14 protein-coding genes are annotated in these 16,826 nt (G+C 73.2%); 10 read left to right on the forward strand and 4 right to left on the reverse strand.

Annotated features, from left to right (window positions below; all coding sequences use genetic code 11):
- Positions 1-303: 303 nt before the first annotated feature.
- The 3 genes from BRM3_RS06600 to BRM3_RS06610 form a co-directional block, all read right to left on the reverse strand.
- Positions 304-1,425, reverse strand: coding sequence for an ROK family glucokinase (locus BRM3_RS06600; protein WP_318152448.1), 1,122 nt, complete (start codon positions 1,423-1,425; stop codon positions 304-306).
- Between the two features lie 14 nt (positions 1,426-1,439).
- On the reverse strand, positions 1,440-1,823 hold the full coding sequence (locus tag BRM3_RS06605; RefSeq protein ID WP_263595275.1) for a universal stress protein: 384 nt from the start codon (positions 1,821-1,823) through the stop codon (positions 1,440-1,442).
- A gap of 91 nt (positions 1,824-1,914) precedes the next feature.
- A complete protein-coding gene (locus tag BRM3_RS06610; protein WP_263595276.1) occupies positions 1,915-2,595 on the reverse strand; it encodes a lysophospholipid acyltransferase family protein in 681 nt (226 codons plus the stop codon).
- Between the two features lie 129 nt (positions 2,596-2,724).
- Between BRM3_RS06610 and BRM3_RS06615 the strand changes: the two genes are divergently transcribed.
- The 5 genes from BRM3_RS06615 (at position 2,725) to nrdE (ending at position 10,345) form a co-directional block, all read left to right on the forward strand.
- On the forward strand, positions 2,725-4,818 hold the full coding sequence (locus BRM3_RS06615) for a thioesterase domain-containing protein (protein WP_263595277.1): 2,094 nt from the start codon (positions 2,725-2,727) through the stop codon (positions 4,816-4,818).
- 49 nt (positions 4,819-4,867) lie between these two features.
- The gene (locus tag BRM3_RS06620) at positions 4,868-6,541 is read left to right on the forward strand and encodes a Gfo/Idh/MocA family oxidoreductase (protein WP_263595278.1); all 1,674 of its coding nucleotides are present in this window, start codon (positions 4,868-4,870) and stop codon (positions 6,539-6,541) included.
- Positions 6,542-7,446: 905 nt separating this feature from the next.
- On the forward strand, positions 7,447-7,704 hold the full coding sequence (gene nrdH, locus BRM3_RS06625; protein ID WP_263595279.1) for a glutaredoxin-like protein NrdH: 258 nt from the start codon (positions 7,447-7,449) through the stop codon (positions 7,702-7,704).
- A 104-nt stretch (positions 7,705-7,808) separates the two neighbouring features.
- The gene (nrdI, locus tag BRM3_RS06630) at positions 7,809-8,207 is read left to right on the forward strand and encodes a class Ib ribonucleoside-diphosphate reductase assembly flavoprotein NrdI (RefSeq protein WP_263595280.1); all 399 of its coding nucleotides are present in this window, start codon (positions 7,809-7,811) and stop codon (positions 8,205-8,207) included.
- Between the two features lie 5 nt (positions 8,208-8,212).
- The gene (nrdE, locus tag BRM3_RS06635) at positions 8,213-10,345 is read left to right on the forward strand and encodes a class 1b ribonucleoside-diphosphate reductase subunit alpha (RefSeq protein ID WP_263595281.1); all 2,133 of its coding nucleotides are present in this window, start codon (positions 8,213-8,215) and stop codon (positions 10,343-10,345) included.
- Between the two features lie 85 nt (positions 10,346-10,430).
- Here the strand turns inward: nrdE and BRM3_RS06640 are convergent, their stop codons facing one another.
- Positions 10,431-11,345, reverse strand: a complete 915-nt coding sequence (locus tag BRM3_RS06640) for an NAD(P)-dependent oxidoreductase (RefSeq protein ID WP_263595282.1) — start codon at positions 11,343-11,345, stop codon at positions 10,431-10,433.
- A gap of 119 nt (positions 11,346-11,464) precedes the next feature.
- Between BRM3_RS06640 and BRM3_RS06645 the strand changes: the two genes are divergently transcribed.
- The 5 genes from BRM3_RS06645 to BRM3_RS06665 all read left to right on the forward strand — a co-directional run bounded on the left by BRM3_RS06645 (position 11,465) and on the right by BRM3_RS06665 (position 16,823).
- Positions 11,465-12,523 (forward strand): D-2-hydroxyacid dehydrogenase, encoded by a 1,059-nt coding sequence (locus tag BRM3_RS06645; protein WP_263595283.1) that lies wholly within the window; start codon positions 11,465-11,467, stop codon positions 12,521-12,523.
- A gap of 55 nt (positions 12,524-12,578) precedes the next feature.
- Complete coding sequence (locus tag BRM3_RS06650) at positions 12,579-13,388, forward strand: IclR family transcriptional regulator (RefSeq protein WP_263595284.1); 810 nt, start codon at positions 12,579-12,581, stop codon at positions 13,386-13,388.
- Positions 13,389-13,519: 131 nt separating this feature from the next.
- Positions 13,520-14,950, forward strand: coding sequence for an MFS transporter (locus tag BRM3_RS06655; RefSeq protein ID WP_263595285.1), 1,431 nt, complete (start codon positions 13,520-13,522; stop codon positions 14,948-14,950).
- 3 nt (positions 14,951-14,953) lie between these two features.
- Positions 14,954-15,724 carry an SDR family NAD(P)-dependent oxidoreductase gene (locus tag BRM3_RS06660; RefSeq protein WP_263595286.1) on the forward strand — a complete coding sequence of 257 codons (771 nt, stop codon included), beginning with the start codon at positions 14,954-14,956 and terminating at the stop codon, positions 15,722-15,724.
- Positions 15,725-15,776: 52 nt separating this feature from the next.
- Positions 15,777-16,823: a zinc-binding dehydrogenase gene (locus BRM3_RS06665; RefSeq protein WP_263595287.1), complete on the forward strand. Its 1,047-nt coding sequence runs from the start codon at positions 15,777-15,779 to the stop codon at positions 16,821-16,823.
- Positions 16,824-16,826: the final 3 nt, after the last annotated feature.

Below are 16,826 nucleotides of genomic sequence, written 5' to 3' on the forward strand. Positions count from 1 at the left end.
GAGCCGCCGACCGGTCGCCCGCGGCGGCCGGATCCGGACGTGACCGCGGCGGTGCCCCGGGAGCCTGTGCTCCCGGGGCACCGCCGTGTCCAGCCGGGCGCGGGCGACGGGCCGACGGGGGCGAGAGCCTGCTGGCAGACCGCCATCGCGCCCGCACGGTCCGCAGCGGGACACGAACCCGAGTCGACGCCCTGTCGGGCGGAGCATCCCGTCGCGCAAGGGACTCCAGCGGAGTCAGGCGCCTGCCGTCTCTGCCGGGTCGGGCGTCCTGCCCTGTCTCAGCGGGCGCGCAGCCCGCGACGCTCAGCGGGCGCGCAGCGCGCGACGGCGTTCGCGCGCGGCCTGCACCCGGCGGCGCGCGGGGGCGTCCGCGGAGCGCCGCGGCGCCGTGCGGGCGAGGTCCGCGGCGCCGATGAACCCCGCGTCGTTGCCGAGGGCGGCCACCTCGATGCGCGGCGAGGGCCGGTAGCCGCGCCCCGTCAGCGAATGCGCGAAGGTGCGGCGGGCGGGCTCCATGAGCAGCTCCCCGGCCGCGCTCACACCGCCGCCGACCACGAGCATGCCGGGGTCCAGGGCGGCCGCGAGGTTCGCGAGCCCCATCCCGAGCCACTCGCCGGTCTCCCGCAGGAGCCCCTCGGCGGCCGGGTCGCCCTCGTCCGCGCAGCGCGAGACGACACGGCCGCTGAGCTGGTCGGCCCGGCCGTCGACCGCGTCGAGCAGCCCGCCGGCCAGGGGAGTGCCGCTCGAGGCGAGCTCCCGCGCGCTGCGGGCGAGCGCCGAGCCGCCCGCGTACTGCTCCCAGCAGCCGCGGTCGCCGCACTCGCAGCGGCGCCCTTCGGGCACGAGGGTCATGTGCCCGAACTCGCCGGCCACGCCGTGCCGACCGCGCTCGAGCAGGCCGTGGGTGACGATGCCGCCGCCGATGCCGGTGCCGAGGGTCACGAGGACCACCGAGTCCTCGCCCTGGGCGGCGCCGAAGCGGTACTCCGCCCAGGCCGCCGCGTTCGCGTCGTTCTCGACCACGACCCGCATCCGCAGGCGCTCGACGAGACGGGCGCGCAGCGGCTCGCGGCGCCACGCGAGGTGCGGGGCGAACAGCACGGTCGAGCGGTTCTCGTCGATGAAGCCGGCGGCGCCGATGCCGACGGCCCGCACGTGGTGGCGTCCGCGCAGCTCGCCGACGATGTCGGCGATCGCGTCCTCCGTGGCCTCGGGGGAGTGGGTCGGGGTGGCGCGGTCGAGCCGCTCGACCACCTGGCCGTACACGTCGACCACGCCCGCCTTGACGCGCGTGCCGCCGATGTCGATGCCGATCGCGAGACCTCGCATGAAGGTCGGACGGCGGTCGGAGCGGGGGCGCAGGAGCTCCCCGCGCACGGGGACGGCGGCGGCACGAGGGCCGCGGGCAGGGTACTCGTAGGTCATCGGGACGCAGGACCTCAGACCACGAGCACGTCGCACGCGGCGTCGACGAGCAGCTTCTGGGCCGTGAAGCCGAGGAACTGCCGGGTGTGCTCGCGCTCGCGGCGGATGCCGATGACGAGGAGGTCGGCACGCTCGGTCTCGGCGATGTCGAGCAGGACACCGGCGATGCCGAGCTCGGCGCGCACCTGGCGCACGTCGACCCGCACGGGCGCGCTGCGCAGGCGCTCCTGGGCCATCTCGAGCTGCTCGGGGCTCGCGTGCCGCGGGTCGTCCTCGTCGCCGTCACGGACCACGTTGACCACGATCAGCGGCCCTCCGCGACGACGGGCCTCGTCGAGCGACGCGTCGAGCGCGGCGAAGCCGACGGGGGTGGGGATGAAGCCGACCACCACGGTCATGCGGGACCTCCTGACATAGGCGCCGCCATCGTACGCGCGCGCCCCGGGGAGCGCAGGACCGCCGGGACCAGCGTCACGGGCACCCGGCGGCTCAGTCGCGTGCCGAGGCCGGCGGGGTGTTGAGGGAGTCGGCCCGCTCCTGCCCGCTGAGCGCCGCGATCGCGTCCATGATCCGGCGGGTCATCTCGCGACGGCGCACGCCGTCGGACAGCGACGGGTCGATGTCGGAGAAGTCGACGGGCGCGCCGAAGGCGATCGACACCGGGACCCGCCGGGGAAGGCGCCTGCCGGGCGCGAAGATCTTCTCGGTCCCGCGCAGCCCGACCGGGATCACAGGGGCCCCGGACTGCTGGGCGAGCCACGCCGCACCGGTCCGTCCCTTGTACAGGCGCCCGTCGCGCGAGCGCGTGCCCTCGGGATAGATGCCGAAGCCGTCGCCGTCGCGCAGCACCTGGAGGGCCACGTCGAGGGAGCCCTTGGCGCTGCGCAGCGTGCCGCGCTCGACCGGGACCGTGCCGATGACCGTGAAGAACCGGCGCATGACCCAGCCGACCGGCCCCTTCTTCTGCCACAGGTCGGCGCGCGCGATGAACCGCACCTGACGGGGCGCGACGACGGGGATCGCGAAGGAGTCGACGAGGGCGAGGTGGTTGGAGGCCACGAGGAACGGGCCCGTCTCCGGCAGGTTCTCGAGCCCCGAGACGCGGGGCCTCCAGAGGGCCATGACCAGGGGGGCGACCGCGCGGCGGGCGGTCGTGTAGAACGTGGGCAACGCGGGGCTCCTTCGGGGTGAGCTCGGGCGAACGGGGCACGGACCCGGCGTTCCCGAGGGCCGTTCGTCGGCCCGCTCACGATAGCCTGCCGACTGCGAGAACCCGCAGACGACGGAGGTGATGGCCGGGTGGACGCGATCGACGCCCTGGGGATGCAGGCCTCCTGGATCTCCGCGACCGACGACGCCCGGCCGGGCGCCTGGCTGCTGCGCCGCGACGTGGACCTGGGCACCGCCCTGACCGATCGCGACAGCGGCGCCGACCTCGAGCTGCTCTCGGCCAGCATGGTCGCCGCCTCGACGGGGGACGTCGAGGTCTACGTCGACGGCCACCGCGTCGGCGCGGTCCGGTTCCTCGGCCCCGCGAGCGCCGGGACCGTCGTCGCCGACGTGACCGACCGCGTGCTCGGATCGGGGCGTCGGACCGAGAACCTCGCCCTCGGGCTGCGCCACGTCGAGGACCGCCCGGTCGGTGCGGGCAGGGCCCCGGGCTCGGTGCTCGCCGGGCTCGTGCTCACCGCCCGCCCCGTCGGCGCCCGGGCGGGATCCGAGCGCACGATCGTGGTCGGCACGGACACCTCGTGGCTCGCGACCCCCGCCGGCATCACGTTCGAGGCACGTGCGGACCCGGCCCGCCGCCTGCGCGAGGTCCACGAGGGCGCCGACGCGGAGACCGCGGCGGACGACGCCGACCCCCTGGGCTGGACCCGCTTCGGCGTCATGCACACCGACGCCCGCCGTCGGTGGCGGCCCGCCGTGGACCGTGGGCGGCATCCCTCGCTCGTCCACCCGCCGCTCGTGCAGGCCCCCGAGCTGGTCGAGGAGGAGGTCGTGCCCGTGCTGGGCCGCGTGCTCGCCCCGGGCGGCGTGCAGTGCCTGGACCTCGGCCAGACCGCGCGCTGCCGTCCCGTGCTCGCCCTGCCCGAGGGCGCCCGCCGCCCCATCACGGTGTGGAGCGGCCCGGTGCCCGGCACGCCGCCCCGCGGCGGCGACATCAGCCTCGAGACCTTCGGGCGCGCCGCCGTGCTCGACGCCCATGGGACGACCTCGGGCCGCTGGCTGCACGTGCACGGCGCCCCCGACCTCGAGATCGAGGGCATCGCCCTGCCCGTGCGCGCGGGCATCCTGCCCCGGCCGTTCGGGATCGACCTGTCCGACGAGCGCGTGGCCCAGTTCCTCGGCGACGGGATCGCCTCCCTGCGCGCGCGCAGCCAGGAGCGGTACCTCGGCGAGGACGGCGTGCCCGTGCTCGCCGAGATCGTGCGCACCGCGCGCTGCGCCCTCTGGCTCGGCGGGGACACGTGGCGCTCCGCCCGCGCCCTCGAGGCGTACCTGGGCACCGCCCACGAGACCGACGACGGCACGGTCGTGGACGTGATCGCCCCCGACGGGCCGCGCGCCGACCTCGACGAGCACACCTACGCCCTGCCCGGCTGGGTCGCCGACCACGCCGCCCTGGCGCCGGCCCCGCGGCGCGCGGGCGCCGTCATCGGCGGGATCGCCGCCCGGCTGCTGCGCCGCATCGAGCACGGCCCCTCGCCCGCCGCGCGCATGAGCACGCTCGCCGCGGCCCTCGACGCCCTCGACGCCTTCACGCGCCTCGCGCGGCGCGCCGGTGCGCCCGACCAGGAGCTGCGGCGCTACGTGCGGGCCGCCGAGGACCTGCGCCGCAGCGGCCGCGCCGCCCTGCGCGCCACCCGCCAGACCGGCGGCAGCGCGACCTATCTCGCGGCGCGGGGCGATGCCGCCTCGACCCCGACGGCGACCGCGCTCGCCGTCCTGAGCGGCCTCGTCGAGGCGAGCGAGCTCGCGGTCACGTGCGCGGCCCTGCGGCCCGTCCTCGACGACGTCCAGGCGCTCGACGCGACCGGCTCCGTGCGCGGCGCCCTCCTGCGGTCGGGCAGCGGGCGCCAGGTCCTCGACGCCCACCGCGACGGCGACGACGTGCCGCCGCTCGTGCTGTCCGAGCTCGTGTCCGCCGTCAGCGGCCTCACGATCGACGGCGACCGGCTGCACGTGCGCACCCCGGCGCTGCCCCTCGTCGGGCTCGATCTCGACGTGCCGCACGCCCGCGGCACCGTGCGCATCCGCTGGGACGGCGCCGCCGGCACGATCGACGCGCCGCCCGGCACCCACGTGCTCGTCCACCCGGACGGGGCCTCAAGCCCCGTGTGGTACAACAGCGGCAGCACGGCGGTTCAGCGCCCGGACCCGACCCGCTGAGGTCCCGCGAACCCGCCGCACCCCCACCGATCCTCGAGGAGCACCCCGTATGCCCAGCCCGCTGAACATCGCCGTCGTGGGCGTCGGCACCATGGCCCAGGCCGTGCACCTGCCCCTGATCCGGCGACGCTGGGACCGCTTCGCGCTCACGGGCATCGTGGAGATCTCGCCGCGCCGCCGCAAGGAGGCCTCCGAGGTGTGGGGCGTGCCCGAGGAGCGCCGCTACGAGTCCGTGGCCGATCTGGTCACCGCCATCCGCGCCAAGGAGATCGAGGTGGACGCGGTCGTCGTCGCGAGCGACGGCCTGCACGTCGACGACGTCCTGGCCGTGATCCGCCGAGGCGTCCCCGTGCTCGTCGAGCCGCCGCTCGGCTTCTCCGCCGAGGAGATCGCCCAGGTCGCCGACTTCGAGCGCATGACCGGGCGCCACCTCGTGATGATGGCCTACCCGCAGCAGTACGACGAGGCGATCGCGACGCTCGCCGAGCGCCTGCCGCGCCGCGACATCCGCCTGCTCGAGCACGAGGTGCGCATGCCCTCGGCCCAGCCCCTGTTCGGGCGCGCGCACGTGACCGTCTCGGCGTACGACCTGCCGAGCGACGCCCGCACCCAGCGCCGCGAGGCCCTCCAGGGCGCCGTCGAGACCGGCACCGGGACCGGTGCGACCCAGCGCGACCGCGACCTGTACGTCAAGGGTCTGCTCACGGGCGTGGCCCACCAGCTCGCCGCGCTCGAGCGCGCGTACGGGCCCCTCGAGACCATCGAGGCGGTCCGCCAGTGGCCCCACGGCGTGATCCCGGGCTCCGTCGAGCTCCTGGGCCGGTTCGAGGGCTCGGTGCCCGTCCGGATCGTGTGGCACTACCTGCCGTTCTTCCCCGAGTACCACGAGGAGCTCACGATCCTCTCCGCGCGCCGTCGCCTGCGGATCAGCCTTCCGGCGCCCTCGTACGCCGACGGGCGCTCGACGCTGTCCGTGCGCGAGCGCGACTCCGGCGCCGTGCAGGAGAAGACGGTCGAGGCCGCCGTCGGCGCGGCCGAGTCGATGTGGGAGGCGTTCCACGCCTTCGTGGTCTCCGGAGAGGCTCCCGCGGCGGGCTCGGCCGACGAGCTGCGCCGCGTGACGCAGCTGCGCGACGTGCTCGAGCAGATCGTCCAGGGCGACGGCCGCACGCTCGAGCCGGAGGCTGAGCCGGAGCCGGAGCCGGAGGCTGAGCCGGAGGCTGAGGTCAAGGTCGACGGGGCGACGGACGAGTCTGCTGGTGATGCCGATCTGACGGATGACGGCGGGCCCGCGATCGTGCTCGTGCCCGAGGACGGCTCCGCGACGCCCTCCGGGACGTCCGCCGCCGACGGCGAGACCGAGACGGTGAGCGCGTCCGGCGCCGGCACTGTGACCGAGGGCGAGGGCGATCCCGTCGCGGCATCGCCCGCTCCGGCCGCCGTCGACGAGACCGCTGCCGCCCCCGCGTCGCCCGATGCGCCGAATCCGGTCGCTGAGCCTGCGGCTGCCCTCGTGTCGCCCGACGCCCCGGAACCGGTCGCTGAGCCAGCTGCTGTCTCCACGCGGACGGACGCGCCGGATCCGGTCGCTGAGCGTGCGCCCGTGGAGTCGCCCGATCCCGCGGACGCGATCGCCGAGACCGATGCCTGGGAGGCCTCGGCCGTGCGCAGCGAGGATGCCGAGCCCGGCGCCGGGCGCGCGGAGCACGACCCCCGCTCCTGAGGCCAGCGTGCCGGGGCCGTCCCGGCATCTCGCGGCGCACCTGCCCCGGTGGGGACCGTGCGCTCGCCGTCACGGTCCGTCAGCGGACTCTGACGGAGGCTCGCGCCCGGTCGCCCGCGATCGCCGACGCCCGACGCAGATCTCCGCGGCCTCCGGCACCCCGCGACCGGCGACACTCCGCGATCCCCTGCGCCCCACGACCGGCGACACCCCCGTGGACCACAACACCCCGCGACCTCCGGTACCCCGCGGCCCACGACACCCCGCGACCGGCGGCACCCCCGCGATCTCCGACACAGACCTGTCTGAGAGAGCCGCAGCCCTTCGATTCTCGAGGGCTGCGGCTCTCTGAGACAGGTTTGTGCAGGCACCACCCCCGCCACCCCGACACCCATTCCGCCACCCCGCGACACGCCGAGCGACACCCTCGTCCCGCCCTCTCTCGAAGCCCGATCCGAGCCCTCTCGACCACCCGTCATCCACCGCGCCGTGCGTCGCCGAGGGCCCTGTCCACACGGTTGTCCACCCGTCCCTCGCGCAACCACGCGGATCTTCGCCCGCCGTCCTCAGCCGTCCACACCCCGCCCACAAGCGTTGTGGACAACACTCGTGTAATTCAGTACATCTAGTGGTGCGCCCGAGGGTCTGCCACTAGGTGTAGTGTTGATCAGGTCGAGGCGCACGGAACTCCTACGGGGTCGCTGTGGTGTCACTCTGGGTCGCTGCGGTGTCGTCGACGGTGTTCCTGATGGCGCACCGACGGAGCTCCGGACGGCCCGCCGGCCCCGATCCCACCTGGGAGAGGACCGGCTCGCCGCCCCTTCCGGCCCTCGTCCCCCTGACCAGCAAGAGCAGATCCGGCGCGCAGCCCGCCCCGGTTCCCCGCGTGAAAGGCAGTCCCCTCCATGGACATCACCGTGTACTCGAAGCCCCTGTGCGTCCAGTGCGACGCCACCAAGCGCGCCCTGAACAAGGCCGGTCTCGCGTACTCCGTCGTCGATGTCACCGAGGACGCCGCGGCCCTCGCCACGATCAAGGGCATGGGCTACCTGCAGGCCCCCGTCGTCATCACGGGCGACGACCACTGGTCGGGCTTCCGTCCCGACAAGATCAAGGCGCTCGCGGGTGCCGGTGCGGCCGTGCGCCGCAGCGCCGCCGTCTGAGACGCCCCGCCGCGGGCCTCCCGCCCCGTGCCCCGTCGTGGGCCGGAGCCGGGGGCCCGTCGTCCTCATGCGGAACCGACACGACGATCCAGGAGGAATCGGCAGTGGGCACGCTCGTCTACTTCTCCTCCGTGTCGGGCAACACGCAGCGGTTCATCGAGAAGGTGGGCGTCCCGGCCCACCGGATCCCGCTGCTGCCCAAGGAGGAGCCCCTCGTCATGGACGAGGACTTCGTCCTCGTGGTCCCCACCTACGGCGGCGGGAACGGCCGCGGGGCGGTCCCCAAGCAGGTCATCAGGTTCCTCAACGACGAACGCAACCGCGCACACATCCGCGGCGTGATCAGCGGGGGGAACACCAATTTCGGGGCGGCGTACTGCATCGCGGGGGAGATCATCTCCTCCAAGTGCCACGTCCCCCACATGTACAGGTTCGAACTGCTCGGCACGCCGCGAGACGTGCAGACGGTCAGAGAAGGATTGGAAGAGTTTTGGCGACACTGACGGAGATGCCCTCGCACGAGCACGCCAAGGCGATGGACTACCACGCCCTGAACGCGATGCTGAACCTGTACGGGTCGGACGGCAGGATCCAGTTCGACAAGGACCATCTCGCCGCCCGCGAGTACTTCCTCCAGCACGTCAACCCCAACACGGTCTTCTTCCACTCGCTCGCCGAGAAGCTCGAGTACCTGGTCGAGAACGGCTACTACGAGGCCGAGGTGCTCGAGCAGTACTCGCACGAGTTCGTGAAGTCGCTCTCGGAGCAGGCCTACGCCAAGAAGTTCCGCTTCCCCACCTTCCTGGGCGCCTTCAAGTACTACACGTCGTACACGCTCAAGACGTTCGACGGGAAGCGCTACCTCGAGCGCTTCGAGGACCGTGTCGTGATGGTGGCCCTGACCCTCGGCCGCGGCGACGAGCAGATGGCCCGCGCCCTCGTCGACGAGATCCTCGACGGCCGCTTCCAGCCGGCGACGCCGACGTTCCTCAACGCGGGCAAGGCCCAGCGCGGCGAGCTCGTCTCGTGCTTCCTGCTGCGCATCGAGGACAACATGGAGTCCATCGGGCGCTCCATCAACTCCGCGCTGCAGCTGTCCAAGCGAGGCGGCGGCGTCGCCCTGCTGCTGAGCAACCTGCGCGAGTACGGCGCCCCGATCAAGCAGATCGAGAACCAGTCCAGCGGCGTCATCCCCGTCATGAAGCTGCTCGAGGACTCCTTCAGCTACGCCAACCAGCTCGGCGCGCGCCAGGGTGCCGGCGCCGTGTACCTGCACGCGCACCACCCGGACATCCTGCGCTTCCTCGACACCAAGCGCGAGAACGCCGACGAGAAGATCCGCATCAAGACCCTCTCGCTCGGCGTCGTGATCCCGGACATCACCTTCGAGCTCGCGCGGAACAACGAGCCGATGTACCTGTTCTCCCCGTACGACGTGGAGCGCGTGTACGGCAAGCCGTTCGCCGACATCGACGTGACCGAGAAGTACCGCGAGATGGTCGACGACCCGCGGATCGCCAAGAAGAAGATCAAGGCGCGCGAGTTCTTCCAGGTGCTCGCCGAGATCCAGTTCGAGTCGGGCTACCCGTACATCATGTTCGAGGACACGGTGAACCGGGCCAACCCGATCCCCGGCAAGGTCACCCACTCCAACCTGTGCTCGGAGATCCTGCAGATCGCGACGCCGTCGGAGATGAACGTCGACCTCTCCTACGAGGAGATGGGCCGGGACATCTCGTGCAACCTGGGCTCGCTCAACATCGCGCTCGCGATGGACAGCCCGGACTTCTCGCGCACCATCGAGACGGCGATCCGCGCGCTGACCAGCGTCTCGGACACCTCCGACATCGAGTCGGTGCCCACGATCGCCAACGGCAACGCCAAGTCCCATGCGATCGGCCTGGGGCAGATGAACCTGCACGGCTACCTCGCCCGCGAGCGGATCTTCTATGGCTCGGACGAGGGCCTGGACTTCACGAACATGTACTTCTACGCGGTCGTGTACCAGTGCATCCGGGCGTCCATGCAGATCGCCAAGGAGCGCGGCGAGACGTTCGCGGACTTCGAGAACTCGGCCTACGGCACGGGCGAGTACTTCGACAAGTACGTCGACCAGGTGTGGGAGCCGCGCACGGAGCGCGTGCGCGAGCTGTTCGCGAACTCCTCGGTGCACCTTCCCACCCAGGAGGACTGGCGCGTGCTGCGCGACCAGGTCGCGCAGCACGGCATGTACAACGCCTACCTCCAGGCCGTGCCGCCGACGGGCTCGATCTCCTACATCAACAATTCGACGAGCTCGATCCACCCGATCGTCTCCAAGATCGAGATCCGCAAGGAGGGCAAGATCGGGCGCGTCTACTACCCGGCGCCCTTCATGGACAACGACAACCTGGAGTACTACCAGGACGCGTACGAGATCGGGTACGAGAAGATCATCGACACCTACGCCGAGGCCACCAAGCACGTGGACCAGGGCCTGTCGCTGACGCTGTTCTTCCCGGACACGGCCACTACGCGCGACGTCAACAAGGCGCAGATCTACGCGTGGCGCAAGGGCATCAAGACGCTCTACTACATCCGCCTGCGTCAGATGGCGATCGAGGGCACCGAGGTCGAGGGCTGCGTCAGCTGCATGCTGTGAGTCCTCGCTGAACCGCCGACGGGCGGGCACCCGGCCAGGGTGCCCGCCCGTCGGCGTACGGCAGGGGCGTGGTCGTGAACGCCGCTCAGCGTCCCTCGACGAACCGCTTGGCGACGGCGAGGTCGTCGTCGCCCAGGCCGGCGGCGACGAGCTCGTCGTACATCGCGTGCAGGCGGGGGAGCAGGGCCGCTGCGGTGTGTGTGGCGTCGGCGACCTCGCGTGCGAAGCCGAGGTCCTTGAGCATGTAGGCCGCGATGCCGCCCGGGGCGACGTCGTCGGTCTCGAGGCGCCCGCGCTTGTCGCTGAGCAGCGTCGAGCCGGCGTAGCCGCCCTCGATCGCGTCGAACAGGTCCGCGGGGGCGATCCCGGAGCGCTCGGCCAGCACCGTGGCGTCGGCGATCGCCATCATCGTGGCGCCGACGATCATCTGGTTGCACGCCTTGGTCACCTCGCCGGCGCCGAGCGGCCCGAGGTGGCGCACCCGTCCGCACGGGGCGAGCAGCGCGGCGGCGAGCGCGACGTCGTCGGCCTCGCCCCCGGCCATGATCGACAGCGTCCCGGCCCGTGCGCCCGTGTCGCCCCCGGAGACGGGGCAGTCGACCACGCGGACGCGTCCCGCACTCGCGGCGTCGAGGCGCTCGGCCAGGGCGCGCACGGCGACGGGGGACGAGGTCGAGCCGATCATGAGCAGCAGGCGCTCGGCGCCCGCGAGCAGTCCGTCGGGTCCCTCGGGCAGCGGCTCGAGCTGGGGCAGGTCCGGCAGCATGACGAGCACGGCGTCGCACGCCGCGGCGAGCTCGCGCGGGGTCTCGGCCCAGCGGGCGCCCGCGTCGACGATCTCCTGCTTGCGCGTGCGCGAATGGACCGTGAGCCCGCCCCGGGCGCGCAGCAGATGCTCGGCCATGGGCAGGCCCATCGAGCCGAGCCCGATCACGCCCACGCGCGCGGTCGTGGCGTCGGACGGGGGAGCGGCGGGCGAAGAAGCGTCGTCGGTTCTCATGGCGCGACCCTATCGCCGGGCAATGGGTCGAACAATGTTCAACAGAGTGAATGTCGCGTAGCATGGGTGCTCCCGTTGCCGATCGCCGCCGCGCCGCGGCCACGAGCGAAGGAGCTTCCATGGCCCATCCCGCCGTCCGCCCCCGCGTCGTCATCGCCGTCGACCTCCCCGAGCACCTCTGCCGCCGGATCGCCGAGGCCGAGCCGCGCGCCGAGGTCGTCCGGGACTCCGCCCTCGTGCACCCGCGCCGCTTCCCGGCCGACTGGCCCGGGGACCCCGCCCATGAGCGCTCGTCCGACGAGCAGCGTGCCTACGACGAACTCGTCGACTCCGCCGACGTCCTGTTCTCGCTGCCCGACGTCGACCCCGCGGCCCTGGCCCGCACGGTGCGCGCCAACCCGCGTCTGCGCTGGGTGATGACGATGGCCGCCGGCGGGGGCGCCCAGCTGCGCAGCGCCGGCCTGTCGCCCGAGGAGCTCGAGCGCGTGGTCGTCACCACGAGCGCGGGCGCGCACGGCTCGCCGCTCGCGGAATTCGCCCTCTTCGGCGTGCTCGCGGGCGCCAAGGACCTCCCGCGGCTCGAGCGCCAGAAGCGCGACCACGACTGGACCGAGCGCTGGCAGATGCGTCACCTCGACGCGATGACCGTGCTCGTCGTCGGCCTCGGCGGCATCGGTGCCGCGTGCGCGAGCCGCTTCCACGCCCTCGGGGCGCACGTGCTCGGCACCACGCGCTCGGGCCGGCCCGTCGAGGGCGTCGACGAGCTGGTCCCGATCGACGACCTCGCCGCGGCGGCGGCGCGCGCCGACGCCCTCGTGGTCACCCTGCCCGGCACCGACGCCACGACCGGCCTGATCGGCGCCGACGTGCTCGAGCGCGTGCGCCCCGGCACGATCCTCGTCAACGTCGGCCGCGGCAGCGTGGTCGACGAGGACGCCCTGCTCGCCGCCCTCGACGACGGCCGCATCGGCTTCGCCGCCCTCGACGTGTTCGCGACCGAGCCGCTGCCCGCCTCGAGCCCCCTGTGGGACCACCCCGCCGTGCTCATCAGCCCCCACACCGCGGCGCTCGACGACCGCGAGGAGACACGGATCGTCGACCAGTTCATCGAGAACCTGCACCGCTTCTGCGACGGGCTCGAGCTGCGCAACGTCGTCGACACCGTCGAGTTCTACTGACCGGGCGCGGCGTCGCCCCGTCCGTCCTCGGGCGACGATCCCCGATACTGGGCGCATGAGCACCGGCCCCACCCGACCTGGCGTCGAGACCCCATCGGCCAAGGATCCCGCCCCCGCCGTCACCCGCGCCCTGCGCATCCTGGGCCTGCTCGAGGAGGCTGCTGGACAGCCCCTGTCGCTCTCGGACCTCGCCCGCGCGCTCGGGGCGGCCAAGTCCTCGACGTCCAACATCTGCGCGGTGCTCGAGGACGGCGGCATGATCCGCCGCACCGAGGGCGGATACCGCCTGGGCGTGCGCACCGCGGAGCTCGGCGGCTCCTTCACCGCCGGCTTCAACCAGGTGCGCGAGTTCTTCACGGTCGTCGAGGCGATCCCGTCCCTGCGCCGCGAGGTCGTGCAGGTCGCGATGAGGGACGGCGCCGACGCCCTGTACCTCGCGCGTCACGAGGGGCGCCAGCACCGTCTGGGCACCCCGCTCGGCTCCCGCCTGCCGCTCGTGTACTCCGCGACGGGGGTCGCGATGCTCACCGTGCTCGCGCCGGAGGAGCTCGACGCGCTGCTCGCCGCGGAGCGCTTCGTCCCGAGCACCGAGCGCAGCGCGCGCGACGCCGCGAGCGTGCGGGCCAAGGTCGCCGAGGCGCATGCGCGCGGCTACGCGATCGACCGGGGCGAGTCCTTCCCGGGCATCGTCGGGGTGGCGGCGCCGCTCGCGCCGTGGCGCCCCTCGGACCCGCAGCTCGCGATCGGGGTGGCCCTCCCCGAGGACGAGGCGGACGAGGAGGCCGTCGCAGCGCTCGGCGAGGCCGTGCTCGAGGCCGTCCGCCGCCTCACCAACCCCTTCGAACGGGCCCTGCGCCGGAGCTGACGCCGCAGGTCGGAGGATCGTGCTCCGATGAGTCTGTTCAATGGGTTGCACTCTGTTCAGCGGACGGTACATACTCAGGAGCCGGACCAGTCCTGCGGGACGCCCCTCCGAGATGCATCAAGGGAGATGCCATGAGCGAGCAGAGCCACCCGACGCCCCCATCGCCCGTCGCCGCCGATCACGATCCTGACTACGCGGCCAACCTGCGCCGCGCGACGCTGTCCTCGAGCGTGGGCAGCGCGCTCGAGTACTTCGACTTCGCGATGTACGGGCTCATGACGGCCCTCGTCTTCAACAAGCTGTTCTTCGACCAGTCCAACCCCGGCATCGCGCTCATCGCGGCCTTCGGGATCTACGGGGTGGGCTTCGCGGCACGCCCCTTCGGCGGCCTCTTCTTCGGCACCATCGGCGACCGCATCGGGCGCCGCTGGGTGCTGATCGCGACCATCATCCTGATGGGCGGCTCCTCGACCCTGATCGGCGTGCTGCCCACCTACGAGAGCGTCGGCGCGCTGGCTCCCGTCCTGCTCGTGCTCCTGCGGCTCCTGCAGGGGTTCGGCGCGGGCGCCGAGCAGGCCGGGGCGACCGTGCTCATGGCCGAGTACGCGCCCGTCCGCCGTCGCGGCTTCTTCTCCGCGCTGCCCTTCATCGGCATCCAGGCCGGCACCCTGCTCGCCGCCTTCGCGTTCTTCCTGCTCAACCTCCTGCCCGAGGAGCAGTTCATGGCCTGGGGCTGGCGCCTGCCCTTCCTCAGCTCGATCCTGCTGATCCTGATCGCCCTGTGGATCCGGGCCCGGCTGCGCGAGACCCCGACCTTCGTGGTCCTCGAGAAGCACGAGCAGGTGGCCCACCATCCGATCCGCGAGATCTTCACGACGGGCCGCGCGGGCGTCGTCGTCGGCATCGGCCTGCGCATGGCTGAGAACGGCGGCTCCTACCTCTTCCAGTCGGTCGCCCTTGCCTTCGTGACCTCGACCGCGATCGGCCTCGACCGCGGCATCGTGACCTGGGGCGTGAGCCTCGGCAGCCTCATCGGCATCTTCTCCGTGCCGTTCACGGGCGCCCTGTCCGACCGCTTCGGCCGCGTGCCCGTCTACCGCGCGGGCGCGGTGTTCATGCTCGTGTTCAGCTTCCCCGCCTGGTACCTGCTGACGGTCGGCAGCCACGCCGTCGCGATCGCCGTCATCGCGATCGGCATCGGCGTGGCCGTCAACACCATGCTCGGCCCCCAGTGCGCGCTGCTGCCGGAGATGTTCGGCAACCGCCACCGGTACCTCGGGGTCGCGATGTCCCGCGAGATCTCCGCGGTGCTCGCCGGCGGGCTCGCCGGCGTCATCGGCGCCTCGCTCCTGGACTGGACCGACTACAACTGGGTGGTGATGGGCCTGTACATGGCCACCCTCGCCGCGATCACCACGAGCGCGACCTTCCTGGTCCCCGAGACGCGTGCTCGCGACCTGCTGCGGCGGGAGGATGCTGTTCGTCTGTCCACCACCGAGAAGGACACGGCGTACGCCGACGCCGAGCCCTCGCCGACCCTCGCCGCACAGAAAGAGGCCTGATCCATGACCGACCTGTTCGACCTCACCGGGCGCACCGCCCTCGTCACCGGCTCCAGCCGCGGCATCGGTCGTGCGCTCGTGACCGGGCTCGCCGAGGCCGGAGCCACCGTCGTCGTGCACGGTCGCGACGCGAGCCGCGCCGAGGCGGTCGCCCGTGAGCTCGGCGAGCGCACGGGCCGCACCGCCCACGCCGCGACCTTCGACGTCGCCGACGCGACCGCCGTCGACGCGGGCTTCACCGAGATCGAGGAGCGCCTCGGCGGCACGGTCGACATCCTCGTCAACAACGCCGGGATCCAGCGCCGCGCCCCCATCGCCGACTTCTCCGACGCCGACTGGCAGGACCTGCTCACGACCAACCTGACGGGGCCCTTCCACTGCGCCCGCCGTGCCGCGCGCGGCATGATCGCGCGCGGCAGCGGCAAGATCATCCAGATCGGCTCCGTCCAGTCCCAGCTCGCGCGCCCCTCGATCGCGCCGTACAGCGCCACCAAGGGCGGCATCGCGATGTTCACCAAGGGGCTCGCGGCCGACTTGTCCGGCCACGGGATCCAGGTCAACACCCTGGCCCCCGGCTACTTCGCGACCGAGCTCACGGCCGCCCTCGTCGAGGACGAGGAGTTCTCCGCGTGGGTCGCGGGCCGCACCCCCGCCGGCCGCTGGGGCGCCGTCGAGGACCTCGTCGGCCCGCTCGTCTTCCTCGCCGCCGACGCGAGCCGCTTCGTGACCGGCCAGACCCTGTTCGTCGACGGCGGCATGACCGCCGTCGTCTGAGCCCGCCGACCCCCGCGCCCTCGCACCCGACCCCCTGACGGAGGCACCCGACATGACAGAGCGTCCCGACCAGTCCAACCTCGCGGTCGTCGCCCACGCCCGCGACGACCTGCGCGTCGAGGCCGTGCCCGAGCCGGCACCCGCCGCCGACGAGGCCGTGATCGCGATCGCCTACGGCGGCATCTGCGGCTCGGACCTGCACTACTGGCTCCACGGCGCCGCCGGGCAGTCCATCCTCCGCGAGCCCATGGTCCTCGGCCACGAGGTGGTCGGCACCGTGCTGGCCGCCGCGGCCGACGGCACGGGGCCGGCAGCGGGCACGCCGGTGGCCGTGCACCCCGCGACCGTCGTCGACGACGGCGTCACCCCGTGGCCCCGCGACCGCGCGAACCTGTCGCCGAGGGGCACCTACCTCGGATCGGCCGCGCGCCTCCCGCACACCCAGGGCGCCTTCGCCCGCCGCGTGGCGCTGCCCGCGCGCATGCTCCGCCCGCTGCCTGCGGGCCTCGACCTGCGCACCGCCGCCGCCGTCGAGCCGGCCTCCGTGGCCTGGCACGGCGTGGAGCGGGCTGGGGACGTGCGCGGCGCGCGGGCCCTCGTGGTCGGAGGCGGCCCCATCGGCCTGTTCGCCGTCGCGGTGCTCGCCCACCACGGCGCCGCCGAGATCGCCGTGAGCGACCTCGCGGCCGAGCCGCTCGAGCGGGCGCGCCGGCTGGGCGCGCACACGGTGTTCGACGCGCGGGACGCCGAGGGCATCGCCGCCTATGCGGCCGATGTCGTGATCGAGGCCTCGGGCTCCGTGCCCGGTCTCGCGAGCGCGCTGAGCGGGGCGATCCGCGGCGGCCGGGTGGTCATGCTGGGGCTGCAGCGGGCCGGTGAGATTCCCGTCGAGATCGCGACCGCCATCACGCGCGAGCTCACGCTGAGCGGCTCCTTCCGCTTCGACACCGAGATCGACGACGTGATCGCGGCGCTCGCCGACGGCTCGCTCGCGGTCGAGCCCGTGCTCACCGACGACTACGACGTCGCGGACGCCCTCGAGGCGTTCGCGCGGGCCTCGGATGCCGCCGCGAGCTCCAAGGTGCTGCTGCGCTTCTGAGGC

The sequence above is a fragment of the Brachybacterium huguangmaarense genome, assembly GCF_025725725.1.
GTDB classification, from domain to species: domain Bacteria; phylum Actinomycetota; class Actinomycetes; order Actinomycetales; family Dermabacteraceae; genus Brachybacterium; species Brachybacterium huguangmaarense.

What these genes read in the sequence shown, in the direction of transcription:
- BRM3_RS06645 (WP_263595283.1), top strand. Translation starts at nt 11,465, where the DNA reads ATGGCCCATCCCGCCGTCCGCCCCCGCGTCGTCATCGCCGTCGACCTC.
- BRM3_RS06600 (WP_318152448.1), bottom strand. Translation starts at nt 1,425, where the DNA reads ATGACCTACGAGTACCCTGCCCGCGGCCCTCGTGCCGCCGCCGTCCCC.
- BRM3_RS06605 (WP_263595275.1), bottom strand. Translation starts at nt 1,823, where the DNA reads ATGACCGTGGTGGTCGGCTTCATCCCCACCCCCGTCGGCTTCGCCGCG.
- nrdH (WP_263595279.1), top strand. Translation starts at nt 7,447, where the DNA reads ATGGACATCACCGTGTACTCGAAGCCCCTGTGCGTCCAGTGCGACGCC.
- BRM3_RS06620 (WP_263595278.1), top strand. Translation starts at nt 4,868, where the DNA reads ATGCCCAGCCCGCTGAACATCGCCGTCGTGGGCGTCGGCACCATGGCC.
- BRM3_RS06665 (WP_263595287.1), top strand. Translation starts at nt 15,777, where the DNA reads ATGACAGAGCGTCCCGACCAGTCCAACCTCGCGGTCGTCGCCCACGCC.
- nrdE (WP_263595281.1), top strand. Translation starts at nt 8,213, where the DNA reads ATGCCCTCGCACGAGCACGCCAAGGCGATGGACTACCACGCCCTGAAC.
- BRM3_RS06655 (WP_263595285.1), top strand. Translation starts at nt 13,520, where the DNA reads ATGAGCGAGCAGAGCCACCCGACGCCCCCATCGCCCGTCGCCGCCGAT.
- BRM3_RS06650 (WP_263595284.1), top strand. Translation starts at nt 12,579, where the DNA reads ATGAGCACCGGCCCCACCCGACCTGGCGTCGAGACCCCATCGGCCAAG.
- BRM3_RS06660 (WP_263595286.1), top strand. Translation starts at nt 14,954, where the DNA reads ATGACCGACCTGTTCGACCTCACCGGGCGCACCGCCCTCGTCACCGGC.
- BRM3_RS06640 (WP_263595282.1), bottom strand. Translation starts at nt 11,345, where the DNA reads ATGAGAACCGACGACGCTTCTTCGCCCGCCGCTCCCCCGTCCGACGCC.